General features: G+C 74.1%; 21 protein-coding genes and 1 riboswitch. Of the genes, 8 read left to right on the top strand and 13 right to left on the bottom strand.

Going from position 1 to position 21967, the window contains the following annotated elements; all coding sequences use genetic code 11:
* The first annotated feature begins 18 nt into the window (after positions 1-18).
* On the top strand, positions 19-675 hold the full coding sequence (locus ACWDCZ_RS18655; protein WP_074005168.1) for a uridine kinase family protein: 657 nt from the start codon (positions 19-21) through the stop codon (positions 673-675).
* Positions 676-1010: 335 nt separating this feature from the next.
* Entirely contained in the window at positions 1011-3173 is a 2163-nt protein-coding gene (locus ACWDCZ_RS18650) for an AAA family ATPase (protein WP_449816433.1), read from the top strand.
* A 20-nt stretch (positions 3174-3193) separates the two neighbouring features.
* Here the strand turns inward: ACWDCZ_RS18650 and ACWDCZ_RS18645 are convergent, their stop codons facing one another.
* The 11 genes from ACWDCZ_RS18645 to ACWDCZ_RS18595 form a co-directional block, all read right to left on the bottom strand.
* Positions 3194-4180, bottom strand: a complete 987-nt coding sequence (locus tag ACWDCZ_RS18645) for an NAD-dependent epimerase/dehydratase family protein (protein ID WP_449816432.1) — start codon at positions 4178-4180, stop codon at positions 3194-3196.
* A gap of 125 nt (positions 4181-4305) precedes the next feature.
* Positions 4306-5352: a hemolysin family protein gene (locus ACWDCZ_RS18640; RefSeq protein ID WP_049651345.1), complete on the bottom strand. Its 1047-nt coding sequence runs from the start codon at positions 5350-5352 to the stop codon at positions 4306-4308.
* A complete protein-coding gene (locus ACWDCZ_RS18635) occupies positions 5349-6692 on the bottom strand; it encodes a hemolysin family protein (protein ID WP_449816431.1) in 1344 nt (447 codons plus the stop codon). Before ACWDCZ_RS18635 ends, ACWDCZ_RS18640 begins: the two co-directional genes overlap by 4 nt.
* Before the next feature lie 321 nt (positions 6693-7013).
* Positions 7014-7454 carry a PH domain-containing protein gene (locus ACWDCZ_RS18630; RefSeq protein ID WP_449816430.1) on the bottom strand — a complete coding sequence of 147 codons (441 nt, stop codon included), beginning with the start codon at positions 7452-7454 and terminating at the stop codon, positions 7014-7016.
* A 108-nt stretch (positions 7455-7562) separates the two neighbouring features.
* Positions 7563-8411, bottom strand: coding sequence for an ATP phosphoribosyltransferase (gene hisG, locus ACWDCZ_RS18625; RefSeq protein ID WP_049651342.1), 849 nt, complete (start codon positions 8409-8411; stop codon positions 7563-7565).
* Positions 8412-8468: 57 nt separating this feature from the next.
* Complete coding sequence (locus tag ACWDCZ_RS18620) at positions 8469-8741, bottom strand: phosphoribosyl-ATP diphosphatase (protein ID WP_049651341.1); 273 nt, start codon at positions 8739-8741, stop codon at positions 8469-8471.
* A gap of 112 nt (positions 8742-8853) precedes the next feature.
* Entirely contained in the window at positions 8854-9327 is a 474-nt protein-coding gene (gene ribH, locus ACWDCZ_RS18615) for a 6,7-dimethyl-8-ribityllumazine synthase (protein ID WP_049651340.1), read from the bottom strand.
* A 48-nt stretch (positions 9328-9375) separates the two neighbouring features.
* A complete protein-coding gene (locus tag ACWDCZ_RS18610; RefSeq protein WP_049651350.1) occupies positions 9376-10659 on the bottom strand; it encodes a bifunctional 3,4-dihydroxy-2-butanone-4-phosphate synthase/GTP cyclohydrolase II in 1284 nt (427 codons plus the stop codon).
* Positions 10660-10664: 5 nt separating this feature from the next.
* Complete coding sequence (locus ACWDCZ_RS18605) at positions 10665-11312, bottom strand: nicotinamide mononucleotide transporter family protein (protein ID WP_049651339.1); 648 nt, start codon at positions 11310-11312, stop codon at positions 10665-10667.
* Entirely contained in the window at positions 11309-12055 is a 747-nt protein-coding gene (locus tag ACWDCZ_RS18600) for a riboflavin synthase (protein WP_449816429.1), read from the bottom strand. Before ACWDCZ_RS18600 ends, ACWDCZ_RS18605 begins: the two co-directional genes overlap by 4 nt.
* Positions 12056-12278: 223 nt before the next feature.
* A riboswitch (FMN riboswitch) is annotated at positions 12279-12406 on the bottom strand.
* 202 nt (positions 12407-12608) lie between these two features.
* On the bottom strand, positions 12609-12923 hold the full coding sequence (locus ACWDCZ_RS18595; RefSeq protein WP_380743535.1) for an antibiotic biosynthesis monooxygenase family protein: 315 nt from the start codon (positions 12921-12923) through the stop codon (positions 12609-12611).
* Positions 12924-13151: 228 nt separating this feature from the next.
* Between ACWDCZ_RS18595 and ACWDCZ_RS18590 the strand changes: the two genes are divergently transcribed.
* Positions 13152-13856: an MSMEG_1061 family FMN-dependent PPOX-type flavoprotein gene (locus tag ACWDCZ_RS18590; RefSeq protein ID WP_079272680.1), complete on the top strand. Its 705-nt coding sequence runs from the start codon at positions 13152-13154 to the stop codon at positions 13854-13856.
* A gap of 266 nt (positions 13857-14122) precedes the next feature.
* Here the strand turns inward: ACWDCZ_RS18590 and ACWDCZ_RS18585 are convergent, their stop codons facing one another.
* Positions 14123-14311: a YegP family protein gene (locus ACWDCZ_RS18585; protein ID WP_049651337.1), complete on the bottom strand. Its 189-nt coding sequence runs from the start codon at positions 14309-14311 to the stop codon at positions 14123-14125.
* Positions 14312-14494: 183 nt separating this feature from the next.
* On the opposite strand from ACWDCZ_RS18585, the gene ACWDCZ_RS18580 reads away from it, so the two are divergent.
* The 4 genes from ACWDCZ_RS18580 to ACWDCZ_RS18565 all read left to right on the top strand — a co-directional run bounded on the left by ACWDCZ_RS18580 (position 14495) and on the right by ACWDCZ_RS18565 (position 18748).
* Positions 14495-14908, top strand: a complete 414-nt coding sequence (locus tag ACWDCZ_RS18580; protein ID WP_074005165.1) for an HIT family protein — start codon at positions 14495-14497, stop codon at positions 14906-14908.
* Between the two features lie 176 nt (positions 14909-15084).
* Positions 15085-16149 carry a serine hydrolase domain-containing protein gene (locus tag ACWDCZ_RS18575; RefSeq protein ID WP_449816428.1) on the top strand — a complete coding sequence of 355 codons (1065 nt, stop codon included), beginning with the start codon at positions 15085-15087 and terminating at the stop codon, positions 16147-16149.
* A gap of 616 nt (positions 16150-16765) precedes the next feature.
* The gene (locus tag ACWDCZ_RS18570; protein WP_449816427.1) at positions 16766-17398 is read left to right on the top strand and encodes a hypothetical protein; all 633 of its coding nucleotides are present in this window, start codon (positions 16766-16768) and stop codon (positions 17396-17398) included.
* 159 nt (positions 17399-17557) lie between these two features.
* Entirely contained in the window at positions 17558-18748 is a 1191-nt protein-coding gene (locus ACWDCZ_RS18565; RefSeq protein WP_449816426.1) for an alpha/beta hydrolase family protein, read from the top strand.
* Between the two features lie 103 nt (positions 18749-18851).
* On the opposite strand, the gene ACWDCZ_RS18560 is transcribed toward ACWDCZ_RS18565, so the two are convergent.
* Complete coding sequence (locus ACWDCZ_RS18560; RefSeq protein WP_380777929.1) at positions 18852-19397, bottom strand: winged helix-turn-helix transcriptional regulator; 546 nt, start codon at positions 19395-19397, stop codon at positions 18852-18854.
* A gap of 122 nt (positions 19398-19519) precedes the next feature.
* Here ACWDCZ_RS18560 and ACWDCZ_RS18555 point away from each other — a divergent pair, with 122 nt between their 5' ends.
* A complete protein-coding gene (locus ACWDCZ_RS18555; protein WP_449816425.1) occupies positions 19520-20953 on the top strand; it encodes an MFS transporter in 1434 nt (477 codons plus the stop codon).
* The last annotated feature ends 1014 nt before the right edge of the window (positions 20954-21967 follow it).

The raw sequence follows: 21967 nt of genomic DNA, 5'->3' as shown, positions 1-21967 counted from the left end.
CACCGTAGGGTTGACGTTGTGGCTGTATCCGAACCCCTCCCGACCCGATTCCGGCCCGCTCCGGACGACCGGCTGACCGCGCTCGCGGCCGAGTTGCGAGCGCTGCCGCCCTCCTGCGGGCCGGTGCGGCTGGTCGCGGTGGACGGCCACGCGGGCTCCGGCAAGACCACCTTCGCCGGACGGCTGGCGGCGGCGCTCGGCGGGGCCCCGGTGGTCCACCTCGACGACCTGGCCACCCACCGCGAGCCCTTCGGATGGACCGGACGGCTGCGCGAGCAGGTGCTGGAGCCGCTGGCGGCCGGGCGGGACGCCGAGTACCGGGTGTACGACTGGACGCTGCGCCGCTTCGCGGGCACGGCCGCGGTGCCGGCCGCCCCGGTGGTGCTGGTGGAGGGGGTCGGCGCCGGGCGGCGGGCGGTGCGGCCGTGGCTGGCCCGGGTGATCTGGATGGAGCTGGACGCCGTCTCGGCCCGGCGGCGCGGGGAGGAGCGGGACGGGCCGGAACTGGCCGAGTTCTGGGCGGGCTGGGCCCGGGCCGAATCGGCGCATTTCGCCGCCGATCCGAGCCGTCCGCACGCCGTGACGCGGGTCGACGGGGTGACCGGACGGATCGCCCCGGACACCGTCGGTGAATCTTCAACCAACGCCTTGACCTGCGACATCGCCAGGATCTAGGTTCTCCTCAGCCACCGGAACACCAGATTCCGGTTGCCTCGGACCCGGTGCCCCCGGCTTGTTCCCCCGTGAGCCGGGGGCGCCGTCCGGTCCCCTTCCGAAACCCGCTCCCCCGCCGCCCGTTTCGTCGCCCGTTTCGTCGCCCGGCCGCTCAACGGCCGCTCGTGCGATCGCATTTGCCCCTGTGCGGCACCCTTCCGGATCAGCGCCGCGCCGGTACGATTCCTGGCAGGCGCAGTTGCGCCACAGGGGGTCGACGACCACCGGCCAGGCTAGGCGCAGGCAACCCGCCGGCCGAGCCCCGGGCCGCACCGCGGGGGGCGTGAGTGACGACGGTGGACAGTTCCGACAGCACGGCGGGCGGGCCCGACCGGCTCGCCGACCGCGCCTGGCTGCGCGCCATGGACGCGTACACGGCCGGTGCGTACACCCGGGCCGAGGAGGAGTTCCGGGCCGCCGTCCGGCTGGACCCGGGCATGGCCGACGCCTGGCTCGGACTGCACGCGCTGCGCAGCGACACCTCGGCCGCGCTGCTGGCCATGTACCGCAACCAGAAGCGGTTCGGCGAGCAGCGGCGACTGCACCGACGGCCGCTCAGTTCCTGGTACTGGCTGGGCTGGTGGGTGCAGCCGGTGCTGGAGGACGCCCGCGACCTCGCGCTGGCGCACGCCTCGCACTGGCTGGACGGGCGCCACCTGGCCGAGCTGGACCGGGCGTTGGAGCAGTGTCCGGCGCCCAGCGAGGACCCGTCCGCCCGCTTCCTGTACGCCTGCCGGTCCTACCTGCTCAAGGACTGGGAGCAGCTGATCCGGGACACCGACCGCCTGCTGGACGACCCGCTGCTCGGCATCGAGGCCGGGCTGTTCGCCGGCATGGCGCGGGTGCGCCTCGACATGTGCGCCCAGGCGCAGGCCCCGCTGGCCGCCTCGCTGGCCCGCTGCCGCTCCGAGCAGCCGCAGCGCAAGGAGCTGCGGTACTGGCTGGCCCGGGCGTACGAGGGGGCCGGGCGCAGCGCCGCGGCGCTGCCGCTCTACCGGGCGGTGCACCGGGCGGACCCGGCGTTCATGGACACCGCGACCCGGCTGACGGCCATCTCGGCCGAGGACGCGCTCGCCGACGGCCTCGTGGACGCCATCGCGGACGGGCTGGCCAACGGGCTCGCGGACGGGCTGACGGCGGGCGGGAGCCCGGGTGCGGCCGACGCCGCCGCACCGGGCGGGCCGGGTGCCGACCCCGGCTACCTGGACGACGCCGGATACCCCGAACTGCCCGGGTACGGGGAGGAGTTCGCGGACGCGGCCGGGCCTGGCGGCGCGACCGTCCCCGGCGACGGGCTGTCGAGCGACGGAGTGCCCGGCGGGCTGTCGAACGGCCTGGCGTCGAACGGCGGCGGTCCCTCGGTGGACGCCGGACTGGTGGACGGCCCCCCGGCGGACGGGGCCCTGGCCGGCGGCGCCCTGCTGGACGGGCCCGTGACCGGCGGCGCCCGGCTGGACGGCGCCCCGGCCGACGGCGCTCCGCAGGCCGCCGGGGAGCGCTCCGGCTCGGGCGCCCCGACCGGCCCCGCCGTACCGCCGCTGCCCGCCCTCGGCCGGGTGCAGCCCCGGACCGCCGCCGTGCCGGAGCTCCGGTCCGCCGGCGACGAACGGGAGTTGGACGCGGCCCTGGCCGAACTCTCCCTGATGGTCGGCCTGGAGCCGGTCAAGCGCCAGGTGCGGGCGCTGTCCGCCCAGTTGAGAATGTCGCGGCTGCGGGCCGAGCAGGGCCTGCCCGTCCAGCCGCCGAAGCGCCACTTCGTCTTCTCCGGCCCCTCGGGCACCGGCAAGACCACCGTGGCCCGGATCCTCGGCCGGGTCTTCCACGCCCTCGGCCTGCTCTCCGGCGACCACCTCGTGGAGGCCCAACGCGCCGACCTGGTGGGCGAGTTCCTCGGCCAGACGGCCGTGAAGGCGAACGAGCTGATCGACTCCGCGCTGGACGGCGTGCTGTTCATCGACGAGGCGTACAGCCTCTCCAACTCCGGCTACACCAAGGGCGACGCGTACGGCGACGAGGCGCTCCAGGTGCTGCTCAAGCGCGCCGAGGACAACCGGGACCGGCTGGTGGTGATCCTGGCCGGCTACCCCGAGGGCATGAACCGGCTGCTCGCCACCAACCCCGGCCTCAACTCCCGCTTCACCACCCGGGTCGACTTCCCCAGCTACCGCCCCGGCGAGCTGACCGCGATCGGCGCCGCGCTGGCCGGCCGGGACGGCGACGGCTGGGACGAGGACGCCGCCGAGGAGCTGGCCAGCATCTGCACCCACGTGGTCCGCGAGGGCTGGATCGACGAGCTGGGCAACGGCCGGTTCATCCGCACCCTGTACGAGAAGTCCTGCGCCTACCGGGACCTGCGGCTGACGCTGCTGCGCGAGCCGCCGGGCCGGGAGGACCTGGCCACCCTGCGGCTGCCGGACCTGGTCCAGGCGTACGGGGAGCTGATCGACGGCCGGAGCTGATCCCCGCACCGGCCCCCTGCTCAGCCCCTGAGGAGCGCGGCCTCCCGCTCCCGGTCCAGCCCGACCCTGACCCGGTCGCTCCGCTGCGGCGCGCTGCCGCCGATGGACCGCAGCCAGGCCCAGGTGGACTCGACGGTCTCGGCGACCGGGCGGCAGCGCAGCCCGGCGCCGAGCGCGCGCTCGACCGAGCCGGTGTGCAGGAAGTCGTACAGCTCGCCGGGCGCCAGCCAGATCGGCAGCTCGGTCCACGGCTCGACGCCCGCCGCGAGGATCCGCTCCGGGTCCGTCCAGCGCAGTTCGGCGTCCGAGCCGGTGGCCCGTACGCAGGCCTCCAGCAGCTCGCCCATGGTGGCGTGGCCGGACGGGCCGACCAGGTTGTACGGGCCGCCGAGCCGGGCCGCCGAGGCGTCCAGGAGCCAGGCCGCGAGGTCGCGCACGTCGATGTACTGGAGGGCCAGGTCGCGCGGCCCGGGGGCGAGCACCGGGCCGCCCTCGGCGATCCGGTTGAGCCACCAGGGCAGCCGGCCGATGTCCTCGTGCGGGCCGATGATCAGCCCGGCCCGGGCGAGCAGCGCCCGCCCGCCGAACTCCGCCTCCAGCGCCAGCTCCGCGCCGCGCTTGGCCTCGGCGTAGGGCACCTCGCCGGTGAGGTCCGGGGAGGAGACGACCACCGACGCGGCCTCGCCGGCCCCGGCCGCCAGCGGGTGGTCGTACACCGACCGGCTGGAGACGTAGGCGTAGTGGCCGACCCGGCCGTTCAGGAGGCGGGCGCTGTCGCGCACCGCCGCGGGGGCCCAGGACCAGGTGTCCACCACCGCGTCCCACTCCCCCGTGCCGAGCGCCGCGAGGCCGTCCGGCGCGGTGCGGTCGCCCGTCAGCACCCGGACGCCCCCGGGCGCGGGCTGCGTGCCGCGGTTGAGGGCCGTCACCTCCCAGCCCCTGGCCAGCGCCTCCTCGGCGACGACCCGTCCGACGAACCCGGTTCCACCCAGCAGGAGAAGTCTCATGCCGACCACCCTGCTACCAGGGTGGCCGGCATGGGAACGGGTGCATGCTCAGGGCAGAATCGCCAGGAGCGGACACGCCGTCGGCGAAAGCCGGAACTCTCCGGGGAGGCGCCGGCCGACGGGCGTCAGGCCGTGGCGCGGTGGTCCGGGTCGTGCATCTCGCCGACCAGCTCCTCCAGCACGTCCTCCAGCATGACCACGCCGAGCGTGCGCCCGTCCTGGTCCAGCACGGCGGCCAGGTGGCAGGTGGCCCGGCGCATCGCGCCGAGGGCGTCGTCCAGCGGGAGGCTGCCGCGCAGCACCGTGATCGGCCGCCACAGGCGGGCCGGGACGGGTGCCGAGGGGTCGTCCACGTCGAGGATGTCCTTGAGGTGGACGTAGCCGAGGTAGCCGTGGCCGGCCGGGTCGCCGTCGGTGACCGGGAAGCGCGAGAAACCGGTGCGCAGCGCCAGCTCCTCGACCTCGGCGGCGGTCGCCTTGGTGTCCACGGTGACCAGCTGCTCGGGCTTGAGCAGCACCTCGGTGACCGGGCGGCGGCCCAGCTCCAGGGCGTCCTCCAGGCGCTCCTGGCGGCTCTCGTCGAGCAGCCCGGCGTCCCGGGAGTCCGCCAGCAGGTACATCAGCTGCTCGGTGGTGAAGACCGACTCGACCTCGTCCTTGGCGTCCACCCGGAACAGCTTCAGGATGCCGTTGGCGGAGGCGTTCAGCGCCCGGATCACCGGGGCGAGCCAGCGGGCCAGCCGGTCCAGCGGCGGGCCGAGCCAGAGCGCGGCCTTCTCCGGGCCGGCCATGGCCATGTTCTTCGGCACCATCTCGCCGAACACCATGTGCAGGAAGACCACGAGGGCGAGCGAGATGCCGAACGAGAGCGGGTGCATCAGGCCGGACGGGACGCCGATCGCGTGGAACGGGCCCTCCAGCAGCGAGGCGATGGTCGGCTCGGCGAGGGCGCCGAGGCCCAGCGAGCAGACCGTGATGCCGAGCTGGGCGGCGGCCAGCATCGCCGAGACGTTGGACAGCGCGTGCAGCACGGTGCGGGCGCGCTTGTGCCCGGCCTCGGCGAGCGGCTCGATCTGGCTGCGGCGCACCGACACCACGGCGAACTCGGCGCCGACGAAGAAGGCGTTGCCGAGCAGGAGCAGCAGCGCGACGGCCAGTTGCAGGGCGGTCATCGGCCCTCCTCCCGGCCCTCGTCGAAGCGCGCGGGCGCGGTGGTGCGCTCCACCCGGACCTCGGTGGTGCGGTGGCGGTCGACACCGGTCACGGTGAACCGCCAGCCGGGCAGCTCGGCCTGCTCGCCCACCTCGGGGAGCTTGCCGAGCAGGTCGGCGACCAGGCCGGCCAGGGTCTCGTACGGACCGTCCGGGGCGTTCAGGCCGATCCGCTCCAGCTGGTCGATCCGGGCGCGGCCGTCGGCCTCCCAGACCGGCAGGCCGTTGACCGGCGGCAGCGGGAACAGCTCGGGGTGGTCGTCGGGGTCGTGCTCGTCCTGCACCTCGCCGACGATCTCCTCGACGATGTCCTCGACGGTGACGACGCCGGCGGTGCCGCCGTACTCGTCGACCACGATGGCCATCGGCTGGAGGCGGCGCAGCTGGTCGAGCAGCCGCTCGGCGGGCAGCGTCTCGGGCACCAGCAGCGGCGGCGAGGCCAGCTCGGCGACCCGCACCAGGCCGCGCCGGGCGGCCGGGACGGCCAGGGCGTCCTTGAGCGTGACGATGCCGGTGACCTCGTCCAGGCTGTCGGTGTGCACCGGGAAGCGGGACAGGCCGGTGGCCCTGGTCAGGTTGATGACGTCGGAGGCGGTGGCGTCGCGCTGGAGCGCGGCCACGTCGACGCGCGGGGTCATCACGGACTCGGCGGTCAGCTCGCTCAGCGCGAGGGTGCGGACGAACAGGGTCGCCGACTCCTCGTCTATCGCGCCGGCCTTGGCCGAGTGACGGGCCAGCGAGACCAGCTCGTCGGGGGTGCGGGCGTGCCCCAGCTCCTCCTGCGGCTCGACGCCGAAGGCCCGTACGGTCCGGTCGGCGGTGCCGTTGAGGAAGCTGATCAGCGGGCGGCAGACCCGGGAGAAGGCCATGTGCGGGGCGGCGACCGCGCGGGCCACCTGGAGCGGGCGGGAGATCGCCCAGTTCTTCGGCACCAGCTCGCCGATCACCATCTGGACGACGGTGGCCAGCACCATGCCGACGATCACGGAGACGCCGCGGGCGGCCGAGTCGGGCACGCCGATGCCGGACATCACGGGTGCGAGCAGGGTCGACAGGGCCGGCTCGGCGAGCATGCCGACCACCAGCGAGGTGACGGTGATGCCGAGCTGGGCGCCGGAGAGCTCGAAGGAGAGGTGCCGCAGGGCCCCGGCGACGCGGCGGGACTTGGCGTCGCCCGTCTCCGCGGAGCGTTCCACCTCACCGCGCTCGACGGTCACGAAGGCGAACTCGGCAGCCACGAAGAGGCCGTTGGCGAGGATCAGGAGAACGGCTGCGAGCAACAGCAGCCAGGCGGTGATCACAGTGCCGCCTGCCTTCCGGGGAGCGGAAGCGAGGCGGCGCAGGTACTACCGGACGGATCGTCCATCGAGGGGGAGTGTCACTCCTCTGGTCGGGTTCGGGCACTCGATTTTCGGGCAGGGCGAACTTTGCCCTGCTTTTACCAGCGTAGACCATACCCGGATGGGCGTAGGAAGCCCGTTCGGCCCGCCGGGGGCGGGGAACCCCAGGTGGGGGGACGTCCGCCCGGGTGCGGGCCGGGGCGCGGGCTCAGGCCTGGTGCAGGCCTTCGGGCCCGGGAGCGGGCTCAGGCCCGGTGCAGGCCTTCGGGCCCGGGAGCGGGCTCAGGCCTGGGCGTGGTGCTCGACCAGGTCGCGCAGCGCCCGGGCGTCCGCGATCGCCTGGTCCTTGCCGACGCCGGACTGGATGCCGACCGCGGCGAGCGAGGTGCCGTCGGCGAGGTCGAGGGTGGCCCACGGGTCGCCCTGGCGGAAGTTGACCCGGACGATCTCGGCCCAGGCCAGCCGGCGCCGGCGGACGAAGTTGACCACCGTCACGCCCTCCGCGTCGGCGCTCACCTTGGGGCGGGCCAGCATCAGGCCGACGCCGGCGAACAGCAGGCCGCTGGCCATCATCATGATCCGGTCGTTGAGCTGCCAGTTCTCCGGGAGCAGCACGGCCATCGCGGAGAACAGCACCACCATCAGCACGCAGACCGGCAGCAGTACGGCGCGGGTGCGGCGCGGAGCCCAGGTGACGGGGAACTGGACGGACGGCGTGGACACGTGGGTTCTCCGGGGGTGGTTCTGGGGGCGGCAGCACGGCGGGGCGGGGACGCCGACCGGCGTCCCCGCCCCATTGAACCGTTCTTTACCCGCGCTCGGGCGGGCGGGTCAGAGGCGGCAGGCGTGGATGTTGGTGACCAGGATGGCCCGGGCGCCGATGCCCCAGAGGTCGTCCATGATCTGCTGGGCCTCCTTGCGGAGCACCATCGACCGCACCGCGACCCAGCCCTCGGTGTGCAGCGGCGAGACGGTCGGCGACTCCAGGCCCGGGGTGAGCGCGACGGCCGCGCCGACCTTCTCGGCGCGGATGTCGTAGTCCATCAGCACGTAGCGGCGGGCCACCAGCACGCCCTGGAGGCGGCGCAGGAACTGCTCCACCCGGGTGTCCTCGCCCGCGCCCTTGGGCCGGATCACCACGGAGTCGGAGACCAGGATCGGCTCGCCGAACACCTCCAGGCCGGCGTTGCGCAGGCTGGTGCCGGTCTCCACCACGTCGGCGATCACGTCGGCGACGCCCAGCTGCACCGCGGTCTCGACCGCGCCGTCCAGCTTGGTGACCGTCGCCTTCACGCCGTGGTCGGCCAGGTGCTGCTCGACCAGGCCGGTGTACGAGGTGGCGATCCGCAGGCCCTCCAGGCCCTTGACGTCCTCGACGTCCACGCCCTCGGGGCGCGCGAAGCGGAAGGTCGACCCGGCGAAGCCGAGGGCGAGTACCTCCTCGGCGTTGGAGTGCGAGTCCAGCAGCAGGTCGCGGCCGGTGATGCCGACGTCGAGGCGGCCGGAGCCCACGTACACCGCGATGTCGCGCGGGCGCAGGAAGAAGAACTCCACCTCGTTGTTCGGGTCGACGAGGACGAGCTCCTTGGGGTCCTTCCGCTGGCGGTAGCCGGCCTCATGGAGCATCTCCGCCGCGGGACCCGAGAGCGAACCCTTGTTGGGGACGGCGATGCGCAGCATGGGAGGTTGCTTCCTTACCTGTTCGGAGGATGGGGGTGCTCGGGAGAGCGGGGGTGTCTAGAGGTACTTGTAGACGTCGTCGAGCGTCAGTCCGCGGGCGATCATCATCACCTGGAGGTGGTAGAGGAGCTGCGAGATCTCCTCCGCCGTCTGCTCGTCCGTCTGGAACTCGGCGGCCATCCAGACCTCGGCGGCCTCCTCGACGACCTTCTTGCCGATCGCATGGACGCCCTGCTGGACGAGCTGCGCGGTACGGGAGGACGAGGGGTCGCCGGTGGCGGCCTTCTGCTGGAGCTCGGCGTAGAGCTCCTCGAATGTCTTCGAAGCCATGATGGGGCCACCTTACGGCGTGCGGGCGGACGGACGGTAAACGGTCCCGGAGCGTGGACAGTCGGGTGGACGTCCGCGCTCCGGGACCGGACGGACCGGGTGCGGCCCCGTGTCAGAGCGCGGCGCGCAGCGCCACGACGGTGGCGACGGCGGCGGTGACGGCCTCGTGGCCCTTGTCCTCGGCGGAGCCGGGCAGGCCGGCGCGGTCGATCGCCTGCTCCTCGTTGTCGCAGGTCAGCACGCCGAAGCCGACCGGGACGCCGGTGTCCACGCTGACCTGGGTGAGGCCGCTGGTGGCCGCCTGGCAGACGTAGTCGAAGTGCGGGGTCCCGCCGCGGATCACCACGCCGAGGGCGACCACGGCGTCGTAGCCGCGCTCGGCGAGGCGCTTGGCGGCGACCGGCAGCTCGAAGGTGCCGGGCACCCGCAGCACGGTCGGCTCGGCGACGCCCAGCTCCTTGAGCGCGCGGTGCGCGCCGTCCAGCAGGCCGTTCATCACCGTGTCGTGCCACTGGGCGGCGACGACGGCGACCTTGAGGCCGGCGGCGCCGTCGATGGTCAGCTCGGGGGCTCCGTGACCGCTCATGTTCTCTTCCGTTCTCTGGTGTCGTCGCTGGTTCTGAGGTGTGCGGCTTCAGGAGCCGAGGCCGGGCAGGTCGTGGCCCATCCGGTCGCGCTTGGTGCGCAGGTAGCGCAGGTTGTGCTCGCCGGGCGCGATCTCGACCGCTTCGCGCCCCTTGACCTTGAGCCCGTGCTCGGTGAGCGCGGTCAGCTTCTGCGGGTTGTTGGTGAGCAGGGTGAGCGAGCGGACGCCGAGGTCCACCAGCATCTGGGCCGCGATGCTGTAGTCGCGGGCGTCGGCGGGCAGGCCGAGGTCCAGGTTGGCGTCGACGGTGTCCCGCCCCCGCTCCTGCAGCTCGTACGCGCGCAGCTTGTGGGCCAGGCCGATCCCCCGCCCCTCGTGGCCGCGCAGGTACAGCACCACGCCGCGCCCGGCCTCGGCGACCCGCCGCAGCGAGGCCTCCAGCTGCGGGCCGCAGTCGCAGCGCAGCGAGCCGAAGACGTCACCGGTCAGGCACTCGGAGTGGACCCGCACCAGGACATCCTCGCCGTCCGGCAGCCGCCCCTCCGCGTCCAGGCCGCCGGCCACCAGCGCGAGGTGCTCGACGCCGTCGATGGTCCCCCGGTAGCCGACGGCGGTGAACTCCCCGTGCACGGTGGGCAGGCCGGTGGCGGCGGCCCGGTCGACGTGCAGCTCGGTACGGCGGCGGTAGGCGATCAGGTCCTCGATGGAGATGATCGCCAGGCCGTGCTCGCGGGCGAAGGCGACCAGCTCGGGCAGCCGGGCCATGGTGCCGTCGTCGTTGACCACCTCGGCGATCGCGCCGGCCGGCGGCAGCCCGGCGAGCCGGGCCAGGTCGACGGCGGCCTCGGTATGGCCGGGGCGGACCAGCACGCCGCCCTCGACGGCGCGCAGCGGGAAGACGTGCCCGGGGCGGGTGAGGTCGCCGGGCTCGGTGCCGGGCGAGGACAGCAGCCGTACGGTGCGGGCGCGGTCGGCGGCGGAGATGCCGGTGTCGACCCCCTCCCGGGCGTCCACCGAGACGGTGTACGCGGTGCCCTTGCGGTCCTCGTTGACCTGGGTCATCGGCGGGAGCTTGAGGCGGTCCAGCTCCTCGCCGGTCATCGGGGCGCAGATCACGCCGGAGCTGTAGCGGACGGTGAAGGCCATCAGCTCGGCGGTCGCGGCGGACGCGGCGAAGACGATGTCGCCCTCGTTCTCGCGGTCCTCGTCGTCGACCACGACCACGGCGCGGCCGAGCGCGATGTCGGCGATCGCCCGCTCGACCGGGTCGAGGACGAGCTCGGGGTCGGAGTCGGGCCCGGTGGCCCCGTTGCTGGACTGGTTCTCGGTCATCTCGGTCATACCGTGGCTCCCTGCGGGACGGTGGCGGACTTGGCGCGCGGCTCACGGGTGCTCAGCCACCAGGACCGCAGGCCGAGCAGCACCAGGACGAAGTAGACGGAGTAGGTGAGGCCGGAGAAGGTGTAGCCGCTGTTGAAGGCGAACGGCACGCCGACCGCGTCGACCGCGATCCAGGCGAACCAGAACTCCACCCAGCCGCGGGCCTGGGCGACCATCGCGGCCAGCGTGCCGACGAAGACGTAGGCGTCCGACCAGGGGCTCCAGGACAGGCTGGGGTAGGACGTGAAGAGCAGGGCGAGCGCGACCGTGCCGGCCGCCGTACCCGCCGCCAGCGCGATCCGCTCGCGCCAACTCGCGAACCGTACGGCGATCGTGCCGCCCTCGCGGCGGCCCCGCTGCCACTGCGCCCAGCCCCAGGCGGCGGTGACGATCACGATCAGCTGCTTGCCGATCAGGCCGGGGACGTGGCCGCCGAGGTAGGCCGCGATCAGCACCGCGCCGGACAGCAGCTGGACCGGCCAGCTCCAGACCGAGCGGCGCCAGCCGAGCGCGAGCCCGCCGAGGCCGAGGATGTTGCCGAACATGTCGGCCCACTTGACGTGTTCGCCGAGGACGGTGAACGCCTCGCCGCTGAGCCAGCTCACTCGGACTCCCCCGGGGTTCCGTCGACCGGCAGGCCGGACGGGGTGGACAGGCTGGAAAGGTCGGACGGGTGGGGCGGGTTGGAAAGGTTCGGCAGGTTCGGGAAGTCGGGCAGGGTGCGGGACTCCAGGAGGCGCTCGACGTACTTCGCGAGCACGTCCACCTCCAGGTTGACGCCCTCCCCGACGGTCTTGGCGCCGAGCGTGGTCAGCGCGAGGGTGGTCGGGATGAGGCTGACGGTGAAGCTGTCCGCGGCCGCCTCCACCACGGTCAGGCTGACACCGTCGACCGTGATCGAGCCCTTCTCCACCAGGTAGCGGGAGATCGTGCCGGGCAGCGAGAACCGCAGCACCTCCCAGCGCAGCTCGCCCGCCGCGTCGCGCTCGCCCGGCTCGCGGCTCAACAGCCGCCCGGTGGCGTCGACATGGCCCTGGACGAGGTGGCCGCCCAGCCGGGCGCCGAGCGCCATGGCGCGCTCCAGATTGACCCGCGAGCCGGGCGCCAGCTCGCCGAGGCTGGAGCGGTGCAGCGTCTCGGCCATCACGTCGGCGCTGAACTCACCGGTGCCGGCGGCCAGTTCCGCCGGGCTGTCGACGACGGTCAGGCACACGCCGTTGACCGCGATGGAGTCGCCGTGCCGGGCACCCGTACAGACCACCGGGCCGCGCAGGCGGATCCGCGAGGAGTCGCCGATCTCCTCGATCGACACGACCTCGCCGAGCTCTTCGATGATGCCGGTGAACACCCGGGTTCTCCTCGCGCTTGGGGCGCGGACTCCGGGGCGGCATGGGAGATGACACGGACGGGCACCGGCGCACGGACCCGGGACACACCCGTCGCCGGGGATGCCAAAGCCACCGGGAGATCGCTCGCCCGGCACGGGAGACACCGCTCCCGTCGTTCACCTGACCGGGGCCCGGGAGGCAGTCTCCTGCCAGTGGACCCACGGGTACTGCTCTTCGTCCGCCCGCGCACGCCTCCCATCCGGACTTTAACCGTCGGTCCAGGAATTTCACCTGGTCAACCGGCCGCTGGCTGCGGACGGGTCGCGGACTGTAACCGCCGGTTCGGATTTTCACCGACCCCGGAGTGCGCTGAACGTCACTGCTTGATGCCGTCATTGTGCCACGGTCGGCGCAAGGGCAGGGAGGGCCTCCGGCTGTGGTCTGTTTCACGGGCTTGCGGGGAATGCGCGGCGGGGTGCTACCGCGGCTCCGCCGGGGGGCGAGCGTACGTTGGAGGGCCATGTGCGCGGGGGTGCGCGTGTTCGGCGGGCCATGCGCTCGGAGGGCCGCGGCTCAGAGGGCCGCGGGGGCGGTGATCGACGTGAAGTGGGTGACCTCCGGCGGGTGGGCGAGGTAGCTCAGCTCGCCCTCCGACCAGACCGGCCGGATCCGCCACATCGGCCCCGCGTACCCGCGCAGCGCCTCCTCGTCGCGCCAGCGGCTCAGCACCAGCACCCGGTGCCCGTCCTCGGACACCGAGCGCAGCAGCTCGCCGCCGAGGCAGCCGTCGGTCCGCCCGAGCTGCGGGATCACCTGGGCGGCCAGGTGCGCGCAGAACTCCTCGATGCGACCGGCCGAGACCTGCCCGGCCCAGATCCTGACGATCACGACCACCACCTCCGGCTGCGGCTGGCGTCCCGCGCCCGGGCATCCCTCGCCCGGGCGCGCTGACCACTGACCCGGCGGTCCCCGCCCGGCGAGCCCCGAGCCAGTGGTCCCTGGCCCCCATTATGAGCGGAAAACCGCTGGTGGGGAGGGGTGGAGCCGGAATTTCACGGAGGGTTGCCAGGGCCCGGGGAACGGGGTGCGCCGAGCGGCCTCGGCTACATTCCCGGTATGACGACCACACCGGAATCTGTCGTTTCGTCAACCACCGCAACCACCGCGCCGAACCGGCCGGGCAGCCTGTTCGACGCCCTCCACGCGGGCGCGCTCAGCGATCCCGCCCAGCTGCGCGAGATCTACGAGCAGCCCGGCGACCAGGCGCGCCGCAAGCAGGTCGACCACCTGCACGAGGTCGCCCAGCGCCTGATCGCCTGCTCCCCGCTGGTCTTCGTGGCCAGCGCGGACGCCGCCGGGCGCTGCGACGTCTCCCCGCGCGGCGGGCCGGCCGGGCTGGTCTCGGTGCTCGACGAGTACACCCTGGCCATTCCGGACGCCACCGGCAACAAGCGCTTGGACACCCTGCACAACATCCTGGAGACCGGCCGGGTCGGGCTGCTCTTCGTCGTCCCCGGCCGGGACGCCACCCTGCGGGTCAACGGGCGGGCCTGCGTCTCGACCGACCCGGAGCTGCTGCGGCAGCTGACCGCCGTCGGCAAGCCGCCGCGCAGCGCCATCGTGGTCGCCGTCGAGGAGGTGTACGGGCACTGCCCGAAGGCCTTCCTGCGCTCCTCGGCGTGGAAGCCGGAGAACTGGCTCGCCAAGGACGAGCAGCCGAGTTCGGCGGAGGTCACGCTCTCGCACCTGCGGGACGAGTCGCTGACCGTGGAGATGATCGAGCAAATCGAGCGGGAGGCGCTGCTGTACCGGTACGAGTGAGGTAGCGGGGACTTCTCCGCTCGGGGTCCCCGTCTCGCCGTGAGTGGCCGGCGGTCGGTTTGGCGGGTGCTCGGCGAGGTGCTCGGCAAGGTGCCCGGCGGCCGGCCCGGGTGGGTCGGGCGCCGGGCCGCGCGCCCGGCCTGAGCCTCGGGGCTCCGGCCGCCCCGGGCTCAGGCCGCCTCGGGTTCAGGCGGCGGTGGGCTCAGGCCGCCTTGGGTTCAGGCGGCGGTGGGCTCAGGCCGCCTTGGGTTCAGGCGGCGGTGGGCTCAGGCCGCCTTGGGAAGGTCCACCACGGGCGCGCCGTCGGCGGCCCGCTGGACCGCCTCGACGCCCTTGTGGGCCGCGTCCTTGCTGGCGTAGCCCTGGCCGGTGGCGACGATCTCGCCGTTGCCCGCCTTGAGCCGGAACCGGTACTTGCCACCGGCGTCCTGATAGACCTCGAACTTGCCCGACATCGGGGCCACCTCCTCGCGGGGCCTCCTCGTGGAGCGCTCGATGCGCCCGCTGTCCGGCCCCCGGCGCCACCGTGCGCCCGGCACCGCCCAGGCCGCACCCGGGCGGCGGCCGGACGGGTGATGCCGGGCCCACCGGGGTTTGCGGAGGTGCCGGGGCGGCCGGCCGGTGGTTTGAATGGACGGATGGACTGCGTCTTCTGTGCGGTGGTGGCGGGCGAGGAGCCGGCGCACCGGGTGCTGGACGACGAGGTGGCGGTGGCCTTCCTGGACCGCCGGCCGCTGTTCCCCGGGCACGTCCTGGTCGTGCCGCGCGCCCACCACCCGACGCTGGCCGACCTGCCCGCCGCCGAGGTCGGGCCGTTCTTCCTGCGGGTGCAGCGGGTGGCGGGGGCCGTCGAGCGCGGGCTGGGCGCGGCGGGCAGTTTCGTGGCGGCGAACAACCGGATCAGCCAGTCGGTGCCGCACCTGCACGTCCACGTGGTGCCGCGCAATCCGAAGGACGGGCTGCGCGGGTTCTTCTGGCCCCGGCGGCGGTATCCGGACGAGGCGGGGGCGGCGGAGGTCGCGGCCCGGCTGCGGGAGGCGCTGGAGGAGTGACGGGGGCGGGGCTCCGGCTCCGTGCCCTGCCGTGGGGATCGCGCGGGGGGTCGGTTGGGGGTCGGCGGAGGTCGGCTGGGGGCCGGTTGGGTCGTACCTCCGCAGGAGCATCGGCGGGGTCGATATCGTTTTCCGGGCGGACGATCCGGCCGAACCGGGCGCCTAGGCTCGCGAGCATGAACGAACTCGCCTGTCTCGTGCAGCAGACGGCCGACCGGCTCGCGGGCCGACACGTCGGCGCGGTGGTCGCCGGGCTGGCCGGCGACGACGTGGAGATCCGGGGTGCCGGGCGGACCGGTCCGGGCGGTGGGATACCCGGGCCGCACACGCTGTTCGACATAGGCTCCGTCACCAAGGTGTTCACCTCGCTCGTGCTCGCACGGCTGGCGCTCGACGGAGCCGTCCGGCTGGACGAACCGCTCGCCGAGGTGCTCACGGGGGCCTCGGGCGGTCGGGCCGTCGTCCCGACCAGGGGCCCGCAGCCGATCACCCTGCGGCACCTCGCCACCCACACCTCTGGGCTCCCCCGGCTGCCCCGGGGCATGCTGGCGCAGTCACTGCTGTCCCCCAACAAGCCCGATCCGTACGCCGGTTGCACCACCGAGCGGGTGCTCGACGGGCTCGCGCGGACGCGGCTGCGGACCGCGCCCGGGCGCGGCTTCCGCTACTCCAACCTCGGCGCGGGGCTGCTCGGCCTGGCCCTCGCGCAGCGGTCCGGCGTCGGGTACGAGGAGTTGGTGGCGCGCGAGGTCTGCGCACCGCTGGGCCTGGTGGACACCTGCGTGCGGTCGGACGAGGAGCAGTCCGCGCGGCTGGCGCACGGGCACACGCCGGGCGGCCGGCCGGTGCCGCACTGGAGCTTCGGGGCCGTGCCCGGCATGGGCGGGCTCCGGTCGACCGCCGCCGACCTGGTGGTGTTCCTGCGGGCCCAACTCGCCGCCGGGCGCGAGCCGGAGGCGCCGCTGTCGGCCGCGATCGCCCTCACCCGGGAGACCCGCCACCGGGTCAACCCCTTCGCCTGGACGCACCTGGGCTGGCTCGGGCACCGGCTGCACACCCAGCAGGGCGGGCACCTCCAGATCTGGCACAACGGGGGCACCGGCGGGTTCCGTTCGTTCGTGGCCTTCGACCCGGAGAAGCGGGTCGGCGCCGCGGTGCTGGCCAACACCCGCCGGTCGGTCGATCCGGCGGGCACGGCGCTGCTGCGCGGGCTGCAGATCGGGTTCGCGACGACGGGGTGAGGGCGGTGGCGGGGGTTCCGGCGGTGACGGGTGACGGCGGGGCTGCCGCTCGCCCGCGGCGGGGATTTCCGTCGGAATGTGCCGATCGGCACTGTCGGCGGGCGCGGTGAGGAGTCGATCCTGGGCATCCGATGGTTGCGGCCCTCCTGAGGGGTTGCCGCGGAGCGGAGGGAGCTCGGTATGACGGTGGTGCGGGCGCCCGGGCGGGCGTTGCGGCCCCGCCCAGGGGCACCTGGGCCGTTCGTCCCCACCCCCGTGGCGGGCGGCTGCGGCCGGGGCGCGATGATGGCGGGGTCTAACCAGGCCAAAAGGTGCTGATTGGCACTGTCGCCGGGGGCGGCGCGCGGTCGATGCTGGGGTTCTGGAAGTCGCGGTTCCGTTGGGGGAGCCCTCCGACTGAGCCGAGTGAAAGGGGGCCGACGTGGCGGTGACGTGGTCGCCGACGCGGGTGCGGTCGGCGGGTGCGACCGGTTCTGCCGACCTGGCCGCTTCTGCCGGTGCAGCCGGCGTGGCTGGTGCGGCCGGCGCTGCCGGTCGACTGGGCCCGGTGCTGCGGGTGCACAGACGGTTCCGGCCGCTGTCCTGGCCGGCGCGGGTGTGGTTGCACTCCTGCGGGGTGGCCGTCTCCGTGGTGGTCTGTCTGGCGCTCGGCGAGTGGTGGCCCGCGCCCGTACTGGCCGCCGCCGCGGTGGTGGCGGTGAGCGGGTACGAACGGCTGCGGCCCACACCCGGGCTGCGCTCCGTACGGGTCCACGAGGGCGGGCTGGTGCTGGTCTCGGCCGGCGGCGGCGAGGAGCCGCTGCCCTGGCGCGCGATGGAGGCCACCGAGTACTCCCCGGGAGGTCCGCACGGGGAGTACGAGCACGGGCGAATATGGCCGGCGGGCGCGGACGAGCCGCTGGTGCTGGCGCACCTGGGCGGGCTGGGCAGGCTGTTCCGGGAGCTGGAGGAGCGCCTCTCCCCCGGGCTCCGGGCCGCCCTGCACGAGACGCTGCGCGCGGAGGGGAGCGTCCGCTTCGTCCGGGGGCGACTGACGGTGACGGCCGGCGGGCTGGTGCACCGGCCGCCGCACCCGCTCGCCGCGACGGAGGCCTACCGGTGGCCGGAGGTGCACTCGGCCCGGGCCTCCGCCCTCGGCGAGCTGGAGGTCCGGACGCACTCGGCCGGTCTCCCGCTCACCTTCCCGGTGCCCAACGCCCGTGCGGCCGCAGGCTTCCTGGAGGACCTCCGGACGGCCTCCACCGGCTGACGGCCCGCCCGAGCCGAGCAGCCCCGGTGCAGGTTCCCGCAGGTTCGCGCAGGCCCGCCCGGGCCCGCCCCCTAGGGGGCGCCACAGTGCCTTCCGGAAGGGATCAGTACGCCGCTGAGTGGACGTCAGTTCCGTGGCGGGCGGCCTACGGTCGCTGACATGAGCCGACTCCGTACGACCGCCGCCGCTGCGGCCCTGCTGCTCGCGCTGCCGCTGTCCGTCGCCGCCGCCGCGCCGGCCCTGGCGGCCGCGCCCGCCAACTCCGCCACCGCTCCCGCGAACCCGACCACCCGGGCCGCCGCCCAGGTCGAACTCCCCCGCCCGACCGGGCCGTACGCGGTCGGGCAGGAGGTCCTGCACCTCGTGGACCAGAACCGTCCGGACCCGTGGGTGCCCGCCGCCGGTCCGCGCCAGCTGATGGTCTCGATGTACTACCCCGCGCACGCCGGGACGGGCACCCCCGCCCCGTACATGACGCCCGCCGCGGCCCGCGCGCTGCTGGACGGGAAGCTGCCGGGCAACACCATCCCGACCGAGGCGGTGTCCGGCACCCGGACGTGGGCGGAGTCCGGGGCCCGCCCCCAGGGCGGCCACTACCCGCTGGTGGTCCTCTCGCCCGGCTTCACCATGCCGCGCGCCACGCTCAGCAGCCTCGCCGAGGACCTGACCAGCCGCGGCTACGTCGTCGCGCTGGTCGACCACACCTACGAGAACACCGGGACCACCTTCCCCGACGGCCGGACGCTCCCCTGCGAGGTGTGCGGGACGCTGAGGACCCAGGAGGCCTGGGAGGCCCTGGACGCGAGCCGGGCGAAGGACGTCTCCTTCGTCATCGACCAGTTGACCGACCGCCCGCACCCGGCCTGGCGCTACGCCCGGCTGATCGACCGCGACCGGATCGCCATGGCCGGACACTCCGCCGGTGGCGCCGCCACCGTCCCGGCCCTGCTCACCGACGACCGGATCCGGGCCGGGGTCGACCTGGACGGCACCATGGACTACCTGGTGCCCGAGTCCGGCATCAAGGGCAAGCCGTACCTGATGATCGGCCACCCGCTGCCCGGCGGCGGCGAGGACGAGAGCTGGCTCAGGAGCTGGCCCCGGCTGGACGGCTGGAAGCGCTGGCTGACCGTCGACGGCACCGACCACGGCAGCTTCACCGACTTCCCGCTCTTCTTCGACGGGCTCGGCCTCCCCAAGGGCCCGGACACCACCATCGGCAGCCAGCGGGCCGTCGCCCTCACCCGGCAGTACGTCGGGGCGTTCTTCGACCTCCAGCTGAAGGGCGTCCCCCAGCCGCTGCTCGACGGGCCGAGCGCCGCCAACCCGGAGGTGCGGTTCACCTCCTGACGGCCGTCCCCGGGGCAGCGATTTCCGAGTGACAGCGGTTCCCGGGCGGGGCCGTCGGCAGCGCGCCGGCGGCCCCGTCGGCGTACGGGCGCTCTGCCGACGGTCAGCCGGGCAGCACTGCCGCCGAGGCGATCGGTTCGAGCAGCGGGTGGGGGCGGACCAGGGCGCGGGAGACCGGGTCCTCGCGGTGGCCGCCGGCCCGGGCGGGGTTGGGGCGCATGACGACCGCGGTCGGCGGGACGGGCCCGCCGCCGCAGGCCGGGCAGACGCCGACGAGGTCGAGGTCGGTGCCGCAGACGGCGTGCGCGAAGAGGTGGTACGGGCCCCCCTCGGTGGCGTGCCGGCCGCCCCAGCGACTCAACTGGTAGAGCGGGCCCCAGAGTTCGAGGCCGGTACTGGTCAGCAGGTAGCCGTGGCGCAGCGGCGCCCGCTGGTACGGCTCCTTTCGCAGCACCCCGGCCGCGACCAGGGCGTTGAGGCGCGAGGTGAGGACGGCGCGCGGGATGCCGAGGTGGGTGAGGAAGTCGTTGAAGCGCTGCACACCGTAGAACGCGTCGCGCACGATCAGCAGGCTCCAGCGCTCGCCGACCACCTCCAGGGCGCGGGCCAGCGCGCACTCCTGCAGTTCGTAGTCGGTTCCCAGGGCCATGGGCGTCAGCCTAGTCCACCCCTCTAGTGGGTTCAATGAACAGACCAGCGGTGGTAGCGTGCCATTCGAGACGAAGGTTCATTCACCAGACCGTGAAGGTCCGGCCCTCGGAGGGAACACCCATGCCCCCCGCACCACCTGGCTCCTCACCCGCCTCCTCCCCCGCCCCGGGCCCGCGCGTCCGGCCCGGGGCCACGCTGGCGACCACCGCGGCGGCGACCGCCCTGACCACCGTCGCGTACACCGCCCCCACCGCCTCGCTCGCCGCCACCGCCCAGGCCGCCCACCTGGGCGCCTCCGGCCGCACCTGGATCCTCACCGGCACCCTGGTCGGCATCTCGGCGCTGCTGCTCACCGCCGGGAGCGCCGCCGACGACCACGGCCGCAAGCGGGTCTTCACCTTCGGCGTGCTGCTGTTCGCCGCCGCCGAGGCGCTGGCCGCCCTCGCCCCCGGCGGCGCCGTCTACCTGGCCTCCCGGGTGCTCCTCGGCGCCGCCTCGGCCGCCGTCCTGGCCCCCGCGCTCGGCCTGATCAGCCACGCCCACCCGCCCGGGCCCGGCCGGATCCGGGCGCTCGGCGTCTGGGGCGCGGCGGTCGGGCTGGGCATCGCGATCGGGCCGGTGTACGGCGCCCTGGTCCAGCAGTGGGCCGGATGGCGCGCGGTCAGCGGCGGGATCGCGGTGGCCGCGGCCGTGGTGGCCGGCTGCGCCGCCGGGGTCCTCACCGAGTCACGGGCCGAACGCCCGCGTGCCCTCGACCCGTACGGGGTGCTCACCCTCGCCGCCGGCACCTCCTGCCTGATCGCCGGACTGGCCGAAGGCCGCGGCGGCTGGGGACAGCCCGCCGTGGTGGCACTGCTGGCGGGCGGGGTGCTGCTGCTGGCGGCGTTCGCCGTGGTCGAGGCGAAGGTCCGGGAGCCGATGCTGGACCTCGCCCTGTTCCGCAGCCCCGGCTTCATCGCGGCCACCGGCGGGGCGCTGTTCACCGGGCTGGCCCTGGTCGGCTTCATGAGCTACCTGCCCACCCTGCTCCAGGGCGTGCTCGGCCTGTCCGGCCCGGCCGCGGCCGGCGTGCTGGCCCTGTGGTCGGGCCTCTCGGTGGTCTCCGCGCTCCAGGCCCGCCACCTGGCCACCCGCCTGCCCGCCACCGCCCAGGTCGCCCTCGGCCTGCTCGTCTGCGGCACCGGCGAGGCCGCGCTGTACGGGCTCACCCCCGGCTCGTCCTGGCTGCGACTGGCCCCGGGACTCGCCGTCGCGGGCATCGGCAGCGGCATCCTCAACGCGGCGCTCGCCCGGCTCGCGGTCAGCGGCGTCCCCGCACACCGGGCCGCCATGGGCTCCGGTGCCAACAACACCTCCCGCTACCTGGGTTCGGCCCTCGGCGTGGCCCTCACCGTCACCGTCGCCGGCTCCCCCCACCCCACCGCCCACACCCTCGCCGCAGGCACCGACCGGGCCACCCTCACCGCCGCCGCCCTCTGCCTCCTCGGCGCCCTCCTCGCCCTCGCCGCCCACACCACCGAATCCCGCACCACCCACCCCACCCCCGTCCCGTGAGCCACCGGGACCCCCTCCCACCCCCGCGAGACACCAGAAGTCGACCCATCCGACTTCCGCCGCGGCAGCTGAAACGCCTCCCCACCTGCGGCAACACAGGCACCGGTTTTGTCGGCAACGGTTGAGGTTCTGGACGACTTTCCGTGACCCAGAACCCAAATTGAGCCGCTGCCGATGCCATTTGCCGCAACACGTGGCCTGAAGCAGCGAACCCCGGAGCCGCCGGGGCCAGTTCAGGCGCCAGCACCGCGCAACCGGTCCGCCCGAACCACCACCCCAAGGCATACGCGGAAGGCCTCCGGACGACCGCGCCGAGGCCAACGGACAATTCGCGAGCAGACCGGGAGCCCACACACGGAAATCCCACCCTCCAAGCGCACAAGAAGTCGGCTCAATCGACTTCCCACGCACACCCAGGCGGAAGGACCCTCCCCGGCTCCGCCGACATCAACCGGGGCTCGCCCGCCTGAAGTGCGAGCCGGACACCGGCGAAGCGGGCACCCCGACCAAACGCCCCGTACTGAATAGCGTCACTGGGCGAGGCGCACGAAGTCGACCGGGCCGACTTCTCGCGCATACACCGGCTCGGGGCCCTGGCGGAGGCCGGAACGACAGGAACTGCGCTCGGGCAGGAAGCACGGAAAGTCGGCTGGATCGACTTTCCGCGCGCAACCCACCGATCCGTCGCGGCAGTGAAGGCCACACCGCCATGGACAACACCTGGGAATGGGGTGCAGGAAGTCGGCGCGGTCGACTTCCTGCGCGCAGCCGAGGTGGGCTGCTTCCGGACGCTCGCGCCGAGGCCAACAGATAGCGCGGCACAAGCGAAGCAAGCCCTGGCAATACGCCGCCTGGCGAGCAGGATCACTGGAGCAGGACATGGGAAGTCGGCCAAGCGACTCTGCTGGCGAAGTATTCGATCTAGGGCCTGTGTGATGTTGTGATCAGTTGGGTGGTCGCACGAGGTCGTCTATCCAGATCATTGAGGCGCGGAGGTGGAGGCCTGCGAGGTAG

It is taken from the genome of Kitasatospora sp. NPDC001225 (assembly GCF_053597855.1).
Note: the sequence above shows the minus strand (reverse complement) of the source record. Positions and strands in the feature narration are given on the sequence as shown.

What these genes read in the sequence shown, in the direction of transcription:
- ACWDCZ_RS18645 (WP_449816432.1), bottom strand. Translation starts at nt 4,180, where the DNA reads ATGAGACTTCTCCTGCTGGGTGGAACCGGGTTCGTCGGACGGGTCGTC.
- ACWDCZ_RS18640 (WP_049651345.1), bottom strand. Translation starts at nt 5,352, where the DNA reads ATGACCGCCCTGCAACTGGCCGTCGCGCTGCTGCTCCTGCTCGGCAAC.
- hisG (WP_049651342.1), bottom strand. Translation starts at nt 8,411, where the DNA reads ATGCTGCGCATCGCCGTCCCCAACAAGGGTTCGCTCTCGGGTCCCGCG.
- ACWDCZ_RS18620 (WP_049651341.1), bottom strand. Translation starts at nt 8,741, where the DNA reads ATGGCTTCGAAGACATTCGAGGAGCTCTACGCCGAGCTCCAGCAGAAG.
- ribH (WP_049651340.1), bottom strand. Translation starts at nt 9,327, where the DNA reads ATGAGCGGTCACGGAGCCCCCGAGCTGACCATCGACGGCGCCGCCGGC.
- ACWDCZ_RS18610 (WP_049651350.1), bottom strand. Translation starts at nt 10,659, where the DNA reads ATGACCGAGAACCAGTCCAGCAACGGGGCCACCGGGCCCGACTCCGAC.
- ACWDCZ_RS18590 (WP_079272680.1), top strand. Translation starts at nt 13,152, where the DNA reads ATGACGACCACACCGGAATCTGTCGTTTCGTCAACCACCGCAACCACC.
- ACWDCZ_RS18585 (WP_049651337.1), bottom strand. Translation starts at nt 14,311, where the DNA reads ATGTCGGGCAAGTTCGAGGTCTATCAGGACGCCGGTGGCAAGTACCGG.
- ACWDCZ_RS18580 (WP_074005165.1), top strand. Translation starts at nt 14,495, where the DNA reads ATGGACTGCGTCTTCTGTGCGGTGGTGGCGGGCGAGGAGCCGGCGCAC.
- ACWDCZ_RS18575 (WP_449816428.1), top strand. Translation starts at nt 15,085, where the DNA reads ATGAACGAACTCGCCTGTCTCGTGCAGCAGACGGCCGACCGGCTCGCG.
- ACWDCZ_RS18565 (WP_449816426.1), top strand. Translation starts at nt 17,558, where the DNA reads ATGAGCCGACTCCGTACGACCGCCGCCGCTGCGGCCCTGCTGCTCGCG.
- ACWDCZ_RS18560 (WP_380777929.1), bottom strand. Translation starts at nt 19,397, where the DNA reads ATGGCCCTGGGAACCGACTACGAACTGCAGGAGTGCGCGCTGGCCCGC.
- ACWDCZ_RS18555 (WP_449816425.1), top strand. Translation starts at nt 19,520, where the DNA reads ATGCCCCCCGCACCACCTGGCTCCTCACCCGCCTCCTCCCCCGCCCCG.